This window comes from Streptomyces sp. NBC_01808, from assembly GCF_035917395.1.
Taxonomy (GTDB): Bacteria; Actinomycetota; Actinomycetes; order Streptomycetales; family Streptomycetaceae; genus Streptomyces.
Genome location: NZ_CP109072.1, coordinates 7012854 through 7030650 on the forward strand (window position 1 = coordinate 7012854; position 17797 = coordinate 7030650).

At 71.5% G+C, this 17797-nt stretch carries 18 protein-coding genes and 1 pseudogene; 10 read left to right on the top strand and 9 right to left on the bottom strand.

The genetic code is table 11. The annotated features are described in order from the left end of the window. Positions 1–799 precede the first annotated feature (799 nt). The 3 genes and pseudogenes from OG946_RS30945 (at position 800) to OG946_RS30955 (ending at position 2241) form a co-directional block, all read left to right on the top strand. The gene (locus OG946_RS30945) at positions 800–1363 is read left to right on the top strand and encodes a Uma2 family endonuclease (RefSeq protein WP_326799256.1); all 564 of its coding nucleotides are present in this window, start codon (positions 800–802) and stop codon (positions 1361–1363) included. A gap of 112 nt (positions 1364–1475) precedes the next feature. Next, positions 1476–1729, top strand: a pseudogene (locus tag OG946_RS30950) (DDE-type integrase/transposase/recombinase); the annotation flags it as partial. Between the two features lie 194 nt (positions 1730–1923). Continuing rightward, positions 1924–2241, top strand: coding sequence for a winged helix-turn-helix transcriptional regulator (locus tag OG946_RS30955; protein ID WP_326799257.1), 318 nt, complete (start codon positions 1924–1926; stop codon positions 2239–2241). A gap of 49 nt (positions 2242–2290) precedes the next feature. Here the strand turns inward: OG946_RS30955 and OG946_RS30960 are convergent, their stop codons facing one another. Continuing rightward, a complete protein-coding gene (locus OG946_RS30960) occupies positions 2291–2710 on the bottom strand; it encodes a hypothetical protein (RefSeq protein ID WP_326799258.1) in 420 nt (139 codons plus the stop codon). Between the two features lie 56 nt (positions 2711–2766). Continuing rightward, a complete protein-coding gene (locus OG946_RS30965) occupies positions 2767–3234 on the bottom strand; it encodes a luciferase domain-containing protein (RefSeq protein WP_326799259.1) in 468 nt (155 codons plus the stop codon). 260 nt (positions 3235–3494) lie between these two features. Here OG946_RS30965 and OG946_RS30970 point away from each other — a divergent pair, with 260 nt between their 5' ends. The 6 genes from OG946_RS30970 (at position 3495) to OG946_RS30995 (ending at position 10783) form a co-directional block, all read left to right on the top strand. Next, the gene (locus tag OG946_RS30970) at positions 3495–4712 is read left to right on the top strand and encodes an IS110 family transposase (RefSeq protein ID WP_326800419.1); all 1218 of its coding nucleotides are present in this window, start codon (positions 3495–3497) and stop codon (positions 4710–4712) included. A 274-nt stretch (positions 4713–4986) separates the two neighbouring features. Next, complete coding sequence (locus OG946_RS30975) at positions 4987–5847, top strand: inositol monophosphatase family protein (protein ID WP_326799260.1); 861 nt, start codon at positions 4987–4989, stop codon at positions 5845–5847. 102 nt (positions 5848–5949) lie between these two features. Further along, on the top strand, positions 5950–7365 hold the full coding sequence (locus OG946_RS30980; RefSeq protein WP_326799261.1) for a phytoene desaturase family protein: 1416 nt from the start codon (positions 5950–5952) through the stop codon (positions 7363–7365). Positions 7366–7462: 97 nt separating this feature from the next. After that, positions 7463–9019: an AlkA N-terminal domain-containing protein gene (locus OG946_RS30985; protein ID WP_326799262.1), complete on the top strand. Its 1557-nt coding sequence runs from the start codon at positions 7463–7465 to the stop codon at positions 9017–9019. Positions 9020–9024: 5 nt separating this feature from the next. Continuing rightward, a complete protein-coding gene (locus OG946_RS30990; protein WP_326799263.1) occupies positions 9025–9510 on the top strand; it encodes a methylated-DNA--[protein]-cysteine S-methyltransferase in 486 nt (161 codons plus the stop codon). Between the two features lie 145 nt (positions 9511–9655). Beyond that, the gene (locus tag OG946_RS30995) at positions 9656–10783 is read left to right on the top strand and encodes a glycerate kinase (RefSeq protein WP_326800420.1); all 1128 of its coding nucleotides are present in this window, start codon (positions 9656–9658) and stop codon (positions 10781–10783) included. 67 nt (positions 10784–10850) lie between these two features. Here the strand turns inward: OG946_RS30995 and OG946_RS31000 are convergent, their stop codons facing one another. The 7 genes from OG946_RS31000 to OG946_RS31030 form a co-directional block, all read right to left on the bottom strand. Further along, entirely contained in the window at positions 10851–11042 is a 192-nt protein-coding gene (locus OG946_RS31000) for a hypothetical protein (RefSeq protein ID WP_326799264.1), read from the bottom strand. A gap of 102 nt (positions 11043–11144) precedes the next feature. Continuing rightward, positions 11145–11666 carry a hypothetical protein gene (locus OG946_RS31005; RefSeq protein ID WP_326799265.1) on the bottom strand — a complete coding sequence of 174 codons (522 nt, stop codon included), beginning with the start codon at positions 11664–11666 and terminating at the stop codon, positions 11145–11147. A 242-nt stretch (positions 11667–11908) separates the two neighbouring features. Next, positions 11909–12757, bottom strand: a complete 849-nt coding sequence (gene pssA / locus OG946_RS31010) for a CDP-diacylglycerol--serine O-phosphatidyltransferase (protein WP_078898493.1) — start codon at positions 12755–12757, stop codon at positions 11909–11911. Further along, positions 12744–13397, bottom strand: a complete 654-nt coding sequence (locus OG946_RS31015; RefSeq protein WP_047018782.1) for a phosphatidylserine decarboxylase — start codon at positions 13395–13397, stop codon at positions 12744–12746. Before OG946_RS31015 ends, pssA begins: the two co-directional genes overlap by 14 nt. Before the next feature lie 166 nt (positions 13398–13563). Beyond that, complete coding sequence (locus OG946_RS31020) at positions 13564–14781, bottom strand: acyl-CoA dehydrogenase family protein (RefSeq protein WP_326799266.1); 1218 nt, start codon at positions 14779–14781, stop codon at positions 13564–13566. After that, positions 14781–15299 (bottom strand): MaoC family dehydratase, encoded by a 519-nt coding sequence (locus OG946_RS31025; RefSeq protein ID WP_326799267.1) that lies wholly within the window; start codon positions 15297–15299, stop codon positions 14781–14783. The genes OG946_RS31020 and OG946_RS31025 overlap by 1 nt, the downstream gene beginning before the upstream one ends. A 1-nt stretch (position 15300) precedes the next feature. Beyond that, on the bottom strand, positions 15301–16278 hold the full coding sequence (locus OG946_RS31030; RefSeq protein ID WP_326799268.1) for an HpcH/HpaI aldolase/citrate lyase family protein: 978 nt from the start codon (positions 16276–16278) through the stop codon (positions 15301–15303). Positions 16279–16532: 254 nt separating this feature from the next. Here OG946_RS31030 and OG946_RS31035 point away from each other — a divergent pair, with 254 nt between their 5' ends. Beyond that, positions 16533–17786: an IS110 family transposase gene (locus OG946_RS31035; protein WP_326799269.1), complete on the top strand. Its 1254-nt coding sequence runs from the start codon at positions 16533–16535 to the stop codon at positions 17784–17786. The last annotated feature ends 11 nt before the right edge of the window (positions 17787–17797 follow it).

Genomic DNA, 17797 nt, shown 5'->3' on the forward strand with positions numbered 1-17797 from the left:
GACCCCGCTGGATCGGGACAGTCTGGTGAATCCGGTCAGCGCGCGATTGATCGGTCTTGAGATTCGCTGGGCTGGACTTGAGAGAAATTTCGTTGCATTGCATAACATGCATAATCAGATCATGAATGAAATAAATCCTGAAACAAGTCAGCGTCGGCGTCAGGCTCGGGGGCGGGAGCTGCGCGGGCTGACGGACGCCTGGCTAAGGACAGAGCGTGACTGGTATCGAGATGCAGACAGGATAAGGCCCGACGTAAGGGATTCCGCTCACCAGGAAAGGCTGAGCGACCTGCATCTCAGTGCTGACGGCTTGAGATTCGACCCTGGCTATCGAGCAAACTGGAACCGGATGCAACAGGTGCAGAACGCGCTTGGGGTGATTCCGCTGGGTCGGGACAGTCTCGTGAATCCGGAAAGTCGGGCCACCCTGCCCGTATATCCGACATCAGGGCCTCCTCCTTCGTATTATCCGCCGCTCTACTCTGACAGCAGAGCACCGGGGCCGCTGCCGAATAGTAATCGTACTGCGATGGAGTATCTGCCGATGGGTCACTCGGGGTCGCGGGACCCCGCTCGGGAAGGTCAACAACACTCCACCAGTCAGCCAACACGGCAGCGTTCTCCGGCTCCGCCTCCGACTTCGCGCAGTCGTTCGAGTTCGCGCTGAACGGGCATTCCACTCGTCAAGTGCCGGTGGGCGTCAGACCCGTGGCGGCAGGTGAGTGGGCCCGTATGCTGGCCGTGTACCGCCTGCCGGGGGCATCGGCGTCCGGTGGGTGGACGAGGAGGTGAAGGGGACATGAGCGTTGCCAGCGACCACACAGGGCCCTGGACCGTCGCCGACGTCCTGGCCCTGCCCGAAGACCGCACCATGCGCTACGAACTGCTGGGGGAGTCCCTCATCATGTCCCCCGCACCCGGCATCCGCCACCAGCGGGCCTCGTTCCGCCTTCATGTCGCTCTGGACACGGCCGCCCGTGCCGTCGGCGCGCCGGTGGAGATCCTGGAAGGCGTGAACGTCGTCCTGCCGTCCGGCCTGGTGGCGCCCGACTTGGTCGTGGCCGACGCCGGCGCCACCGCCGATGATCCCGTCACCATCGACATCGAGGCGGTCCAACTCGTCGTTGAACTCGTCTCCCCCGGCAACCGCACCATGGACCGCAAGGTCAAGCCCATGCTCTACGCCGAGGCAGCCATCCCGCACTTCTGGCGACTCGAGTTCGATCCGGCTCCCATACTCGTCGTCCACGAGCTGGAAGGTGGCCGGTACGTGGAGCGAACGACCGCACTCGCGGGCGCGACCACGCACCTGAACGACCCGTTCCCGGTCGCGATCGATCCGGCCGGACTCTCCCGCCAGTAGGTGCTGCCCGAGCCCGACCGTCCGGCGGGCCGGCCAGCGCCACCGCACCCGCACACCGGGCAAGACCCTCGACGCCCGCGGCAACAGTCTGTCGGCTGCAGCTACCTGTACAACGGGTGTCGACGACCGCTCCCGGCTGGCCTGCAGCGAGATCCTGCCCGACGAGAGAAGGAGACTGCAGCCGCATTCTGGACCCGCGCCCAGGCGTTCTTCACCCAGGCAGGGATCACCGTCGAACGGGTCCTGACCGACAACGGCTCCTGCTACCGCTCCCGCGACAGGCGCGACACCCTGACAGCGGCCGGGATCACCCACAAGCGCACCCGCCCCTACCCGCCCCAGACCAACGGCAAGGTCGAGCGGTTCACAGGTCTGCACCGCGCGCAGAACCTTCTCCCAGGTGCCGTCGGACAGGCCCTAGTATAGGTATACTAGATTTCTTGAGGATAGCTACGAGCGAGGGGGCGGCCGTGTCCGAACGCACCCTATCTGCGGTGAGTCACCCGGAAGAGGCGCGGCTACAGGAGCGGGCGGGGCTGGATCCGTGCCCTATCACCCCGATGGCTGAGCTGGTTTTCGGCCGCTGGACGACGACGGTTCTGTGGACGCTCAACCACCATGGCAGGCTGCGTTTTTCGCAGTTGCAGGCGCTGCTGCCGGAGATCACGCCGAAGGTGCTGACGCAGCGGCTGCGGCAGTTGGAGGCGGACGGTCTGGTGACGCGCACGTACTACGCGGAGATGCCGCCCCGGGTCGAGTACGAGGCGACGGACCTGGCGCGCACCCTCGGACCGGTGTTCAAGGCAATGGTGGAGTGGTCGGAGGAGCACATGGACCAGGTGCTCGCGGCCCGCGCCGCGTACAGCGACCCACGGTGATGCCGCGGCTGCACACCTCATGCGCACGCAGCCGCGGCACGCCGGGCGCTCAACCGTTCAGCGGCGTATTCAGTTCCGCTGGCGCGTCCTCGGCGACCTCTTGGAGGGAATCCTCGGTGGTCATGTAGTAGACGCCGGGTACCAGGTCCACTCCGAAGCGCGTTGGCCGGTGGACCTCGATCCTTCGCAGGCAGCGGTAGTGATCCTGCGCCGTTGGAGTGGCGACCATGGTGAAGGACGCAGCACCGCCCTCACCCCACAGATGGGTCGCTCCGTTCGGGAGGGTCTGTCCCTGGAGGGTGCCGCCGAATCCGGTGGTCCCGACCACGGCGCCGTGGGCATCCATGCTGCCGCGGTCCTCGTACGCGTCGATGGTGCCGTCCGGCAGTCGCCTGGTCAGCCGGACCACGAACAGGTCCGGCCCGAGCACCGTGTCCTGCCGGACGGTCAGGGTGTCCAGCGGCGCCATCTGTTTGTCGTAGAGCTTGATTTCAATCTCGAAGCGCGCATAGCGCTGCTTCTTCCTCAGGTGGTGGCGTAGTGGTGGCTGCGGCGGACCATCTCCCAGACGATGTCGAGTTCTCCCTCGTCGCGCGGGCCGAAGATCATCATCAGGGTGGGCGCTCGGTGTCCGTGCCTGGCGAGTGGATGAAGCTCGCCCCAGCCGGCGGTGACCACTTCTTCCCCTGCGCTTTCCGGGAGGGTCAGGTGCAGGCTGCCGTCCGCGGCGCCGTGCAGGTGGGCGAATTCGGTGCCGACCAGGAAAGCCTCGGCCGGGCCGACGGCCGCTTCGGGTGTGAGGTGCAGGGCTCGGGTGTCCGGCATGGAGATGCCGCTGGGGCCGGCGGTGGTGGCGGCCAGGGTGAGCATGCAGCTCCACAGCAGCTCCTGGAGAGGGGCCGGGGAGTTCTGGCTCAACTGCTGGTGCGGTATGGCCGGACCGGTGCGGGGCTTGGGTCCGGGGCGACGCGTCAGACCGTGCTGGATGGGCATCGTGGCCTCCTAATCAGTTCTGGGAGTCGGCCGTGCGGCAGACTCCAGGTGGTAGCCGGCGGCAGGTGAGCACTCTGGTTTCCTGGACTCGCGAGTCCTGACGAAAGACCGTGCCCCTGCCGTTCGGCCCGGAGAGTTGATCGCTGATGGGATGTCGTGCCCGCCGCACCTGGGCGTGAGCACTGCTTGATTAGGTCGCTGATGGTTCTCCGGCAGGCTGCTGAAGGTGATCGGCATCGAGAGCGGGAGGACCGTCGCGACTGTTCGTGGGGGACGACTGGGCCGAGGACCATCACGACATCGAGGTGATGGACTCCGCGGGGCGGCGGCTGGCCAGGGCACGGCTGCCCGAGGGAGTGGCCGGGATGGTCCGGCTGCACGCGCTGGTGGGCGAGGCGGCAGGAGAGGCCGCCGACGGGGCCGAGGTCGTGGTGGGGATCGAGACCGACCGTGGCCCGTGGGTGCGGGCGCTGGTCACGGCGGGGTACACGGTGCTCGCCGTCAACCCGCTGCAGGCCGCCCGGTTCCGTGACCGGCTCGGGGTCTCGGGAGCCAAGAGCGATCCGGGCGACGCGCACGTGCTGGCCGACATGGTCCGCACACACAGCCACGAGCTGCGGCCGGTGGCCGCAGACTCCGCGCAGGCCGAGGCCGTCAAGGTGGTCACCCGCACCCACAAGACGCTGATCTGGGAACGCACCCGGCACACCCAGCGGCTGCGGCACGCGCTGCGCGACTACTTCCCCGCCGCGCTGGCCGCCTTCGACGACCTGGATGCTTCCGACACGCTGGAGCTGCTCGGCAAGGCGCCCACTCCGGCCCAGGCCGCGAAGCTGACGGTGAGCCAGATCAGTGCCTCGCTCAAGCGCGCCCGCCGCAAGAACGTGGCCGTCAAGGCGGCTTCGATCCAGGCGGCGCTGCGCGAGCGGCACCTTGGCCAGCCCGAGGAAGTCGCCGCCGCCTACGCCGCGTCCATCACGGCGCTGATAGCGGTCCTGACCACTCTGAACACCCAGATCAAGGCCCTGGAGGGGCAGGTCGAGGCGCATTTTGGGCGGCACCCGGCCGCTGAGATCATCCTCTCCCAGCCCGGGCTGGGAGTCGTCCTCGGCGCCCGGGTGCTCGCAGAGTTCGGCGACGATCCCGACCGTTACACCTCGGCCAAGGCCCGCAAGAACTACGCCGGCACCTCCCCGATCACCCGCGCCTCCGGCAAGAAGAAGGTCGCCCTGGCCCGGTTCGTCCACAACGACCGGCTCATCGACGCCCTGCTCACCCAGGTATTCAGCACGCTGAAGGTCTCGTCCAACGCGCGCGCCTACTACTGGCGGCAACGCGACCGGGGCAAGGGCCACAACGCCGCCCTGCGCCAGCTCGCCAACCGGCTCGTCGGCATCCTCCACGGATGCCTCAAAACCGGCACCCGCTACGACGAGGCAACCGCCTGGTCGCATCACGCGGAACTGGCTACTGGTTGACATCTACGCTCCTGGGATGTCTTTCGTTTGCCCTCAAGCTACTTTCATGAGGAAAGTGGTTACCTAATGGAAAGTGTCGTGTTGTGGCGCATGTCACAGGGTGCCGGCGTCTGACCGACGTTGCGGGCGGCGGTCGTGGGCGCCGTGCGCGCCAGATCGGGGCGTTCAGGTCGGAGACCGGGATGCCGGCGTGGGCGGGGCGGGTGAGGAGTAGTCCGAGTTGCGCATCCTCTCCGTATCCGCGTCCGGGGCTGCCGCGTGGTTCGATGGACATATGATCGACGACTTCCTGGCCTCCGCCGACGCCCTCGACCGCGTCGAGGACGCCCTGCGCAAGGCGTCGGCCGAGGAGGTCATGCCCCGCTTCCGGCAGCTCAGTGCCGACGAGATCGTGCAGAAGGACGGCCCCCACGACCTGGTCACGGTCGCCGACCGGAACGCCGAGCTGCACCTGGAGCGCAGCCTGACCGCGCTGCTGCCCGGGTCCGTGCTCGTCGGCGAGGAGGGGACGCACGCCGACCCCGGGCGGCTCGCCGCGCTGCGCGAGGACGCGCCGGTGTGGATCGTGGACCCCGTCGACGGCACCCGGCAGTTCGTCCGCGGCGAGCCCGGCTTCTGCATGCTCGTCGCCCTCGCCCACCGCGGCGAGGTGCTGGCCTCCTGGACGTACCTGCCGGCGAAGGACCTCATAGCCGTCGCCCGCCGCGGCGGCGGCGCGTACGTCGTCGGGGGCGAGGAACTGCACTCCGGCGTGCCCGAGCCCGGGCAGGAGCTGCACGTCGCGGTCTCCCACCACGACTTCACCACCGACGCCGAGAAGCGGGCGCTCGCCCGCCTCGACGTCCCCGGGGTACGGGCCAGGCCCTGCGGCTCCGCCGGCCACGACTACCTGTCCGTGGCCCGCGGCGAGATCGACGCCGTGGCGTTCTCGTGGGAGAAGCCCTGGGACCACGCCGCGGGCCTGCTGCTCGTCGCCGAGGCGGGCGGCGCCAGCGGTACGGTCGCGGGGGAGCCGTTCCGCGTGGCCGGCGGCAACGCGCTTCCGTTCACCGCGGCGCGGGACGCGGAAACGGCGCGTCATATCCTTGCCCTGCTGGCCGGACCCGGCCGAGGCGTACCGGGGGCGGCGCCCTAGGGTCCTGCTGCCGGGATCAGGCCGGCGCGGGGCGGCAGGCCCGGGACTGTTCCACCGGAAGAGCCCTGACCCCAGTCAGCGACGACGGGAGTGGCGAGGCGGATGACGACGCTGGTCGACGTGGTGGTCGTAGGCGCGGGGCCCAACGGGCTGACCGCCGCCGTCGAACTCGCCCGACGCGGCTTCACGGTCGAGGTCTTCGAGGCCCGCGACACCATCGGCGGCGGGGCGAGCACCGCCGAGCTGACCCTGCCGGGCTTCCGGCACGACCCCTGCTCCGCGGCCCACCCCTTCGGCATCGGCTCCCCGGTCTTCGGCGAACTGCCGCTGGCCGAGCACGGCCTGGCGTGGGTGCACGGCGAACTGGCCATGGCGCATCCGTTCCCCGACGGCTCCGCGGCCGTCCTCTCCCGCTCCGTGGGCGAGACGGCGATGTCGCTCGGCACCCGCGACGCGGGCGTCTACCGGCGGCTAGTCGAGCCGTTCCTCGGCAAGTGGGAGACGCTGTCGTGGGACTTCTTCACCGCCTCGCTGCGCTCCGTGCCCCGCGACCCCGTCACCCTCCTGCGGCTCGGCCAGCTCGCCATGCCCGCCTCGCTGCTGAACCGCCGCTTCCAGGGCGCGCACGCCCGCGGCATGATCGCCGGCCTCGCCGCGCACGCGATCGCGCCGCTGCACACGCCGATCACCGCGGCCATGGCGCTGACCTTCGCGCTCGCCGGCCACGCCGTCGGCTGGCCGGTGGCCCGCGGCGGCTCGCAGGCCATCTCCGACGCGCTCGCCGCGTACCTGCGCGAGCTGGGCGGCGAGATCCACACCGGGATCGAGGTCAAGCGGCTGGACGAGCTGCCGCCGGCGCGCGCGTACGTCTTCGACACCTCGCCGACCGCGCTGGCGCGCATCGCCGGGCTCGGCGGCGCGTACGACGGCTTCCGCTACGGACCGTCCGTGTTCAAGATCGACTACGCCCTGGACGGGCCGATGCCGTGGACCTCGGAGGAGGCCCGGCGCGCCACGACGGTGCACGTCGGACCCACCGAGGGCGAGATCGGCGCGGCCCTCGACGCCGCCGTGAACGGCGTCGCGCCCGCCGTGCCGTTCCTCATCACCTGCCAGCCCACCATCGTCGACCCCACCCGCGCGCCCGAGGGCAAGCACACCTTCTGGGTCTACGGGCACGTGCCCAACGGCTGGGAGGGTGACGCCACCGACGCCATCGAGCGGCAGTTGGAGCGCTTCGCGCCCGGCTTCCGCGACCTGGTGCTGGCCCGCGCCACCGCAGGACCGCCGCAACTGGCCGCGCGCAACGCCAACTACGTCGGCGGGGACATCGCCTCCGGTGCGTTCTCCGGCATGCAGACCCTCATGCGCCCGCGGCTCGCCCGGGTGCCGTGGGCCACGGTCCACCCCCGCGTCTTCCTGTGCTCCTCGTCCACGTACCCGGGGCCCGGCGTGCACGGGATGGGCGGCCACAACGCGGCCCGCGCGGTCTTCCGCACGCTGACGCGGTCCCGCTGACGGGCGGCGCGCCCGGGTCGGCGGAGCCGTACCGCCGCCGCACCGTCATGTCGGATTCTCGCTAGCTTTCGCCCTCGCGGTGGACGACGCTGGAGACATGTTCACCGATACGGAGCGCTGCGTACGGGCCGTCCAGTCCAAGGACGCCCGCTTCGACGGCTGGTTCTTCACCGGGGTGCTGACCACCGGCATCTACTGCCGGCCCAGTTGCCCCGTCGTCCCGCCCAAGCCCCAGAACATGCGGTTCTACCCCAGCGCCGCCGCCGCCCAGCAGGCCGGCTTCCGCGCCTGCAAGCGGTGCCGCCCCGACACCAGCCCCGGCTCCCCCGAGTGGAACCACCGGGCCGACCTCACCGCCCGCGCCATGCGGCTCATCGCCGACGGCGTCGTCGACCGCGACGGCGTCGAGGGGCTCGCCGCCCGGCTCGGCTACAGCGCCCGGCAGATCGAGCGCCAGCTCCGCGCCGAGCTGGGCGCGGGACCGCTCGCGCTCGCCCGCGCCCAGCGCGCCCAGACCGCGCGCGTCCTCATCGAGACCTCCCCGCTGCCCATGGGCGACATCGCCTTCGCCGCGGGCTTCTCCTCCATCCGCACCTTCAACGACACCGTCCAGGAGGTCTTCGCCCTCGCCCCCACCGAGCTGCGCCGCCGCGCCGCCCGCACCCGCGCCGGGACGGGCGGCGCGACCGGCGCGACCGGCGTGACCGGCACCGGCGGCAGAAGCGGTGGCACCGGGACCGGCGCCCCCGGCGTCATCAGTCTCCGGCTGCCCTTCCGGCAGCCGCTCACCCCCGACAACCTCTTCGGCCACCTCGTCGCCACCGCCGTCCCCGGGGTGGAGGAGTGGCGCGGCGGCGCGTACCGGCGCACGCTGCGGCTCCCGTACGGGCACGGCATCGCCTCGCTCACCCCCGTGCCCGGCCCTCATCCCTATATCTCGGCCCGCCTCGCCCTCACCGACCAGCGCGACCTGGCCATCGCCATCAGCCGCTGCCGCCGGCTGCTCGACCTCGACGCCGACCCCGTCGCCGTCGACGAGCAGCTCGCCCGCGACCCGCAGCTCGCCGAGCTGATCGCCAAGGCGCCCGGGCGGCGCGTGCCGCGTACGACCGATGGCGCCGAGTTCGCCGTACGGGCCGTCCTCGGCCAGCAGGTCTCCACCGCCGCCGCCCGCACCCACGCGGGACGGCTGGTCACCGCGTACGGGACGGAGATCGAGGACACGGAAGGCGGCCTCACCCACCTCTTTCCCGAGCCCGGCGCCCTCGCCGGACTCGACCCCGCCGCCCTGGCCATGCCGCAGTCCCGGCGCACCACCCTCACCGCGCTCGTCGCCGCCCTGGCCGCCGGCGATCTCGACCTCGGCGGCGGCAGCGACTGGGAGCAGGCCCGCCACCAGCTCGCCGAGCTGCCCGGCATCGGCCCCTGGACCGTCGAGGTCGTCGCCATGCGCGCCCTCGGCGACCCCGACGCCTTTCCGGCCACCGACCTCGGCGTCCGCAAGGCCGCCGCAGGACTCGGCCTGCCCGGCAGCCCCGCGGCCCTCGTCCGCCACTCGGCCGCCTGGCGGCCCTGGCGCGCGTACGCCGTGCAGTACCTCTGGGCGGCGCCGCCCGCCGGCGACCACCCGATCAACCTGATGCCCACGGAGTGAAGGACATGCGAACCCACACCACAGTCGACAGCCCCGTAGGACCCCTCACCCTCGTCGCGGAGGACGACAGCCTCACCGGGCTCTACATGACCGACCAGCGCCACCGCCCCGCCGAGGAGACCTTCGGCACCCCCGCCGACCCCGCGGACCCGCCGTTCGCGGCGGCGGCGGCGCAGCTCACGGCGTACTTCGCGGGCGAGCGCACCGGCTTCGACCTGCCGCTGCACCTGGCCGGCACGCCGTTCCAGCAGCGGGTGTGGGAGCAACTGCGGCAGATCCCGTACGGCGAGACGATCTCCTACGGCGAACTCGCCGAGCGCGTCGGCAACCCCGCCGCCTCCCGCGCCGTCGGCATGGCCAACGGGCGCAACCCCGTCGGGATCATCGTCCCCTGCCACCGCGTCGTCGGCGCGAACGGCAGCCTCACCGGATACGGGGGCGGGATCGACCGCAAGAAGCAGTTGCTCGCGCTGGAGCGGCGGGAGGGCTGAGAGCCCCTGCCGCCGCGGCCGTACGGTCCCGGGGCCGGCGAAAGCGCCGGCCCCGGGCCCGATGGGCAATCCGGGGGGCTTGCGGATAGGGTCGCAGCGGCGTGACCAGGACCAGAGCGAGGGGTGGCAAGTGACGCACGGATCGGTGACCCGGGTGCTGATCGCGGCCGACAAGTTCAAGGGCTCCCTCACCGCAGAAGAGGTCGCCCAGCGGGTGACGGCCGGGCTGCGCAAGGTCGCGCCCGGCCTCGCCGTCGAGGCCCTGCCCGTCGCGGACGGCGGCGACGGCACGGTGGCCGCGGCGCTGGCGGCCGGCTTCGAGCGCCGCGAGGCACGGGTCACGGGGCCGCTCGGCGAACCGGTCACCGCGGCGTACGCGCTGCGCGAGGACACCGCCGTCGTCGAGATGGCCGAGGCGTCCGGGCTGCAACTGTTGCCCCCCGGCCACTTCGCGCCGCGCACCGCCACCACGTACGGCAGCGGCGAACTCCTGCGTGCGGCGCTCGACGCCGGGGCGCGGAGCATCGTCTTCGGCGTCGGCGGCAGCGCGACCACGGACGGCGGCGCGGGCATGCTCGCGGCGCTGGGCGGGGTCTTCCTGGACGCGGACGGGGCGCCGGTGGGCCCCGGTGGCGGGCCGCTGGCGGATCTCGCGCGGGCGGACCTGAGCGGGATCGACCCGCGGTTCGCATCCGTGGAGCTGATCCTCGCCAGCGACGTCGACAACCCGCTGACCGGCCCGACCGGAGCACCGGCGGTCTACGGCCCGCAGAAGGGCGCGAGCGCGGCGGACGTCGAGGCGCTGGACGCGGCGCTGGCGCACTACGTGCGGGTGCTGGAGGAGGCCGTGGGGCCGCGGGCGGCCGCCCTGGCGCGGGAACCGGGCGCGGGGGCGGCGGGAGGCATCGGCTACGGGGCGCTGATCGGCCTCGGCGCGGTCTTCCGGCCCGGCATCGAGGTGCTGCTCGACGTCCTGGGCTTCGCAGCGGCGGTCGCGCGGGCGGACCTCGTGATCACGGGGGAGGGCTCGCTGGACCGCCAGACGCTGCACGGCAAGGCCCCGGCGGGCGTGGCGGCGGCGGCGCGCGCGGCGGGGAAGCGGGTGGTGGCGGTGTGCGGGGGGCTGTCGATCGACGAGACGGCGCTGCGGGGGGCGGGGATCGAGCGGGCGTACGCGCTGTCCGCGGTGGAACCGGACGTGGAGTGCTCGATGCGCAACGCGGGCCCGTTGCTGGAGTCGGTGGCGGAAACCCTGGCCCGCGACTACGTGTGACCGGTGGGGGGTCTCCCCGTACCCGCCCCTCCCCGAATCCGGGACTCCGCCCCGGGCCCCCGGAACGTCATCCGGCCGGCGTGAGCGCGGTCAGCGCCGCGCGGTAGGCATCCTCCGGCTGCGCGCCTTCGAGGACCGTCCCGTCACTGAAGCGGACATACGGCACAGAGTCGACATGCACGCCAAGCGCGCGGACACGGCCGAGTTCTGCGCGCAACTCGGCGGCGTCGGCGGTGCCGTCGGTGTCGGCGGCCGCCACCCTTCTCGCGGTTATCGGCACCCAGGCGATGAAGGGAGCCCGGTAGTGGTCCCGTCACCGGAATCGGGTGATCCGGCGGTGGCATCGCCAAGCGACTCGTCATCACGGCTGCGTCCCGGACCGCCTTCGGGATACGTCCCCCGGCCCCCGGCGGCACCCCTCCCGCCCCCTCACGTCCGTTCCGGGTGTACCTCCGGGTGTTCCTTCCACCACGCCCCGTACCGCGGGTTGTTCGCCAACCCCGCCACATACGCCCGCGCCGCCGCCCGGTACAGCGCCCCCGCCTGTTCCGCCGGGACCGCGCGGCGTTGCCGGGACCTCGCCGTAGAGGATCGCGTCGTAGTGGCCGGAGCCCAGCAGCCGGGTCAGCGCCGTGACCGAGTCCTCGCCGTCGACCGTCGTCTGCCGCCCCGGCAGCAGCTCGTCCAGCTCCGCGACCAGCGCGCCGAGCATCACCGGCACGATGCTCCCCAGCCGCAGCGGCCCCGCCGCAGCGGCGCGGGCGCCGGCCGCCAGCGCCTCCATCTCGCCGAGCACCCGGTGTGCCTTGGAGAGCACGAACTCGCCCAGCGGCGTGGGCTGTACGCCCCGCGGGGTGCGCGTGAACAGCTCGCCGCCCGCCACCCGCTCGATGCGGCGGAGCCGGGCCGACAGCGCCGGCTGGGAGACGCCGAACGTCCCCGCCTGGCAGCCCGTCTGACCCCGATCCAGGGCGGGCAGGCCGGAAAAGCCGCCGCGCCCGGGGGAGCGATCCCCCGGACGCGGCGCCGGTCGTTCTCGTACGCTACGGGCCCCGCGGCCCGCGGGCGCGCCCTGCCGGACCGTGGAGCCCAGCCAGGACCCGCGAAGAGCCTCGGCGGCCCCGCTCAGCCCTGTGCGGCGGCGCGCGCCTCGCGGCGGCCGACGCGGAAGGTGTTCACCCGGCGGGCGGTGGCGAACAGCGGGATGGTCGCGGCCGTCACGATCTGCAGCGCGCAGCCGGTCTGGAGCAGCAACTGCCCGTTCGGCGCGTCGAACGCCCACGCGCCCAGGCAGGTCATGCTGATGAAGATCCACACGAGCGTGGCCACCGCGAGTCGCCCGCGCGGCTTGGGGTACTCCACGCGGCTCACCATCAGCCAGGCCACCCCGACGATCGCCAGCAGCGTCGGCACGAACGGCAGCTCCAGCAGCACCACCGAGATCACCGTCAGCGCCCCGAAGGGGCTCGGCATGCCCTGGAAGACGCCGTCCCGCACGGTGACGCAGGAGAACCGGGCAAGCCGCAGCACCACCGCCAGCACCACCGCGACCGCGGCCACCGTGGACACCCGCTGGTGCGCGTCGTCGGCGACCATGCCGTAGACCAGCACGAAGTACGCGGGCGCCAGCCCGAAGCTGATCAGGTCGGAGAGGTTGTCCAGCTCCGCGCCCATCGCCGAGCTGCGCAGCTTGCGCGCCACCAGGCCGTCGAAGAGGTCGAAGACCGAGGCGAGCAGCATGAGGATCACGGCGGTGGCGGCGCTGTGCCGGGCGATACCGCCGGCGTCCTCGCCCGCCAGGTGCGGGACCAGCACGCCGGTGGTGGTGAAGTAGACGGCGAGGAAGCCGCAGGTCGCGTTGGCCAGGGTGAGGGTGTCGGCGATCGACAGCCGCGTGGACAGCGGCATGTCGTCGTCGTCCTCGTCGACCTCGGGGACCCAGCCGGCCTTCGTCTCCGGATCAATCACGGTCAAGGCGAGTCACCCCCGCCGTGGTGGCCTGGCCGACGTCCACGCCGGGGGCGATGCCCTGCGGCAGGTACACGTCGACGCGGGAGCCGAAGCGGATCAGCCCGACCCGCTCGCCCTGCTCGACCTTGGTGCCGCCGGTCACGTACGGCACGATGCGGCGCGCGACCGCGCCGGCGATCTGGACCATCTCGACGTCGCCGAGCTCGGTGTCCAGGTGCCACACGACGCGCTCGTTGTTCTCGCTCTCCTTGTTGAACGCCGGGACGTAGCCGCCCGGGACGTGCTCCACGGAGCGGACGGTGCCGGCCAGCGGGGCGCGGTTCACGTGCACGTTCAGCGGGCTCATGAAGATCGCGACCCGGGTGCGGCCGTCGGGCCACGGCATGATGCTCTGCACCACGCCGTCCGCGGGGGAGATGACCCGGCCCTCGGCGATCTCGCGGTCGGGGTCGCGGAAGAACCACAGCATGCCCGCCGCCAGCGCGGCGGGGGGCACGGCGGCCAGCCGGTCGGGCCAGCGCCCGCTGCGGCGGGCGCGGACGGCGGTGACGGCGGCGGTGGCCAAGGTCGGCAGGAGCCACGGCGATGCGCCGCGCGCCAGGCGGATCCGGCGGCGCGGAACGTTATCTGGGCTGTGGGGCATGTTTGACCTTCGTAGCGGGAGGGGGCCGCGGTGATGGGGGACGGCGGCTTGTCGGGGATGCTATCGGTTGGCACCGGCAACTCGGCAAGCCGAAGCGAGCTTTCGCCCGCAGGGACCCGTGGCCGACTGCCACGTCACCCTTGCCGCCTGCCCCTGAAGCAGCCCTTCACGCCTGGGACCCGTACTCCTCCAGTAGTCGCCGTCCAATGATCATTTTCTGGATCTCGGCGGTACCTTCGCCAATGAGAAGCATCGGTGCCTCCCGGTAGAGGCGCTCGATCTCGTACTCCTTGGAGAAGCCGTAGCCGCCGTGGATGCGGAACGCGTCTTCCACGACTTCCTTGCAGTACTCGGAAGCGAGATATTTGGCCATTCCCGCCTCTAGGTCGTTACGTTCTCCGGTGTCCTTTTTGCGTGCCGCTCGCACCATCATCGCATGCGCCGCCTCGACCTTGGTAGCCATCTCGGCCAGTTTGAACTGGATCGCCTGGTGCCGGGCGATCTGCCGGCCGAAGGTGTGCCGCTGCTGTGCGTAGCCGACGCCGAGTTCGAAGGCACGCTGGGCGACGCCGCAGCCGCGCGCCGCGACGTTCACGCGGCCCACCTCCACCCCGTCCATCATCTGATAGAAGCCCCGGCCCGCCCCCTCGGGGCCGCCGAGCACCCGGTCGGCGGGGACACGCAGCCCGTCCATGATCAGCTCGGTGGTGTCGACGCCCTTGTAGCCCATCTTGTCGATCTTGCCGGGGATGGTCAGCCCCGGCTTCACGGTGCCGAACCCCGGCTCCTTCTCCACCAGGAACGTCGTCATCGACCGGTGCGCGGGCGCCTCGGGGCCCAGCCCCTCGTCCGTCCGGCAGAGCACCGCGACCAGCGACGACGTGCCGCCGTTGGTCAGCCACATCTTCTGTCCGGTGAGCAGGTAGTCACCGCTCTCCCCGTCCCGTACGCCCTTGGACGTGATCGCCGCCACGTCCGAGCCGAGCCCGGGCTCCGACATCGAGAACGCGCCGCGCACCTCGCCGGCGGCCATCAGCGGCAGGAAGTGCTCCCGCTGCTCGTGAGTGCCGTGCCGCTTGATCATGTACGCCACGATGAAGTGCGTGTTGATGATCCCCGACACGCTCATCCAGCCGCGGGCGATCTCCTCCACGCACAGCGCGTAGGTGAGCAGCGACTCGCCGAGACCGCCGTACTCCTCCGGGACCATGAGGCCGAAAATGCCCAGGTCCTTCAGGCCCTCGACGATCTGCGCGGGATACTCGTCGCGGTGCTCCAGGTCGGTGGCCACCGGCAGGATCTCCTTGTCGACGAAGTCGCGGACCGTGGCGACGATCTCGCGCTGGACCTCTGTCAGCCCCTCCGTCTGCGCCAGCCGTCCCATCACCGCTCCCCGCCGCGCTCGGCCGGCGCCGGGCGGCCCGGCTGCTCGCCGCCGCGCTCCCGGACGTACGCCTCCGTGGGCACCATCACCTTGCGCCGGAAGACGCAGACCAGGGTGCCGTCCTGTTTGTGCCCGCGGGTCTCGACGTGCACGATGCCGCGGTCGTCCTTCGACTTCGACCTCCACTTGTCGAGCACGGTCGTCTCGCCGTAGACCGTGTCGCCGTGGAAGGTGGGCGCCACGTGCTTCAGCGACTCGACCTCCAGGTTGGCGATCGCCTTGCCGGAGACGTCCGGCACGGACATGCCGAGCAGCAGCGAGTACACGTAGTTGCCGACGACGACGTTGCGGCCGAAGTCGGTGGTCTCGCCCGCGTAGTGGGCGTCGAGGTGCAGCGGGTGGTGGTTCATGGTCAGCAGGCAGAAGAGGTGGTCGTCGTACTCGGTGACGGTCTTGCCCGGCCAGTGCTTGTACACCGCGCCCGGCTCGAACTCCTCGTAGGTGCGTCCGAACTGCATGTCAGCCCTCCGGCGGGGTGAAGGCGGTGGTGCGGGTCATGCCGGCGGCGCGGCCCTTGCCCGAGATGACGAGGGCCATCTTGCGGCTCGCCTCGTCGATCATCTCGTCGCCGAGCATCGCGGAGCCCTTCCTGCCGCCCTCGTCCGAGGTGTAGTAGTCGTACGCGTCGAGGATCAGCTCGGCGTGGTCGTAGTCCTCCTGGGACGGCGAGAAGACCTCGTTGGCGGCCTCGACCTGGCCCGGGTGCAGCACCCACTTGCCGTCGAAGCCGAGCGCGGCGGCGCGGCCCGCGACCTCGCGGAAGCCGTCGACGTCGCGGATCTGGAGGTACGGGCCGTCGATGGCCTGGAGGTCGTGGCTGCGGGCGGCCATGAGGATCCGCATGAGGATGTAGTGGTAGGCGTCGGCCGTGTAGCCGGGCGGCTGCTGGCCGACGACCAGGGACTTCATGTTGATCGACGCCATGAAGTCGGCGGGCCCGAAGACGATGGTCTCCAGCCGCGGCGAGGCGGCGGCGATGGCGTCGACGTTGACCAGCCCCCTGGCGTTCTCGATCTGCGCCTCGATGCCGATGCGGCCGGCCTCGAAGCCCATCGTCTTCTCGATCTGGGTGAGCAGCAGGTCGAGCGCGGTGATCTGCCCGGCGTCCTGGACCTTCGGCAGCATGAGGCAGTCCAGGTTCGGCCCGGCGCCCTCGACGACGGTGATGACGTCGCGGTACGTCCAGTGCGTCGTCCAGTCGTTGACCCGCACCACCCGCGTCTTGCCGCTCCAGTCGCCCTCGTTGAGGAACTTCACGATGGTGTGCCGCGCCTCGGGCTTCGCGAGCGGCGCGCAAGCGTCCTCCAGGTCCAGGAACACCTGGTCGGCGGGCAGCCCCTGCGCCTTCTCCAGGAACCGGGGGTTGGACCCCGGAACGGCGAGGCAGGAACGCCGCGGCCGGAGGCGGTCGGCGGACGGGGTGGGGGCGGGGCTCACTGGTGCACCATCCTTGTGTCGGTGGTCGTGTGACCGCTGATGCACCCGAGGTGCCGCCGGGTTACCGCCCTGCTCGCTCGACGCGTTGATGACGTCCGGCATGAGTTCTGCGGGATCCGGCGGTTGCCCGGGGCGTGGAGACCGTCGACAGGGCTGAGCGCCGTCGAGCGCCGAACAGTGAGCGGACTGGCAGACACGCTCCGGCACCGATACGAGGGTGCCTCCCCACTGGGTCTAGCAGCGGAGAGGCTGACATGGAGTCTGCCAGCACAAGCCTGCCGGCGGTAGCACCGAACGGTGTGACCGCGGGCCTCGACTGGGCGAACGATGATCACGCGGTCGCGGTCGTCGATGCCGCCGGACGGGCAGTCAAGCGGTTCACCGTCGCGCACACCGGCCCGGGGCTGCGGGATCTGGTCCGCAAGCTCCAGGCGGCCAAAGCGGCCGAAGTGGCGATCGAGCGCGGTGACGGCAAGGTCGTCGATGCGCTCCTTCACGCCGGGTTCACGGTGGTGGTGATCAGCCCGAACCAGCTGAAGAACCTGCGCTCCCGGTACGGGTCGGCGGGTAACAAGGACGACAGGTTCGACGCGTTCGTCCTGGCCGACACGCTGCGCACCGACCGGGCCCGGCTGCGTCCGCTGCTGCCCGACAGCCCGGCGACCGTCACGCTGCGGCAGACCTGCCGCGCCCGCAGAGACCTCGTCGGCCACCGGGTCGCGCTGGCCAACCAGCTGCGCGCCCACCTGCAGAACTGCTTCCCCGGCGCGGTCGGTCTCTTCCGGGACATCGACAGCGCGATCAGCCTGGCGTTCTTGCACCGGTTCGACTGCCAGGACCGCGCCGACTGGCTCTCGCCGAGGCGGCTGGCCGCCTGGCTCAAGAGCGTGGGCTACTGCGGCCGCGTCCGGCCCGCCGTGCTGCACCAGCGGCTCCTGGACGCCCCCAGAGGCGCCACCGGCGACGACGGCGCCGCCAAAGCCCACATCACCCGCGCCATGCTCACCGTACTGACCAGCCTGAACACACAGATCACCGCTCTGGAGCGGCAGATCGCCGAGCAACTCGCCCTGCACACCGACGCCCACATCTTCACCACCCTGCCCCGCTCGGGCACCGTCCGCGCCGCCCGGCTGCTCGCCGAGATCGGCGACTGCCGCGCCCGCTTCCCCACCCCCGAAGCCCTCGCCTGCCTCGCCGGCGTCGCCCCCTCCACCCGACAGTCCGGCAAAGCCAGACACGTCGGCTTCCGCTGGGCCGCCGACAAACAGCTCCGCGACGCCGTCTGCGACTTCGCCGCAGACTCCCGCCACGCCAACCCCTGGGCCGCCAGCCTCTACAACCGCGCCCGAACCCGCGGACACGACCACCCACACGCCGTCCGCATCCTCGCCCGCGCCTGGCTCTTCGTCATCTGGCACTGCTGGCAAGACAGCATCGCCTACGACCCCACCCGGCACAGAGCCCTCCAGACCCTCCTCAACCAAGACCAACCAACAACGGCTTGACACAGGGCTAC

Bases quoted from the DNA above. Each gene is read 5' to 3' on its own strand.
- OG946_RS30945 (WP_326799256.1), top strand. From the start codon at position 800: ATGAGCGTTGCCAGCGACCACACAGGGCCCTGGACCGTCGCCGACGTC.
- OG946_RS30955 (WP_326799257.1), top strand. From the start codon at position 1,924: ATGGCTGAGCTGGTTTTCGGCCGCTGGACGACGACGGTTCTGTGGACG.
- OG946_RS30960 (WP_326799258.1), bottom strand. From the start codon at position 2,710: ATGGCGCCGCTGGACACCCTGACCGTCCGGCAGGACACGGTGCTCGGG.
- OG946_RS30965 (WP_326799259.1), bottom strand. From the start codon at position 3,234: ATGCCCATCCAGCACGGTCTGACGCGTCGCCCCGGACCCAAGCCCCGC.
- OG946_RS30975 (WP_326799260.1), top strand. From the start codon at position 4,987: ATGATCGACGACTTCCTGGCCTCCGCCGACGCCCTCGACCGCGTCGAG.
- OG946_RS30980 (WP_326799261.1), top strand. From the start codon at position 5,950: ATGACGACGCTGGTCGACGTGGTGGTCGTAGGCGCGGGGCCCAACGGG.
- OG946_RS30985 (WP_326799262.1), top strand. From the start codon at position 7,463: ATGTTCACCGATACGGAGCGCTGCGTACGGGCCGTCCAGTCCAAGGAC.
- OG946_RS30990 (WP_326799263.1), top strand. From the start codon at position 9,025: ATGCGAACCCACACCACAGTCGACAGCCCCGTAGGACCCCTCACCCTC.
- OG946_RS31015 (WP_047018782.1), bottom strand. From the start codon at position 13,397: ATGCCCCACAGCCCAGATAACGTTCCGCGCCGCCGGATCCGCCTGGCG.
- OG946_RS31020 (WP_326799266.1), bottom strand. From the start codon at position 14,781: ATGGGACGGCTGGCGCAGACGGAGGGGCTGACAGAGGTCCAGCGCGAG.
- OG946_RS31025 (WP_326799267.1), bottom strand. From the start codon at position 15,299: ATGCAGTTCGGACGCACCTACGAGGAGTTCGAGCCGGGCGCGGTGTAC.
- OG946_RS31035 (WP_326799269.1), top strand. From the start codon at position 16,533: ATGGAGTCTGCCAGCACAAGCCTGCCGGCGGTAGCACCGAACGGTGTG.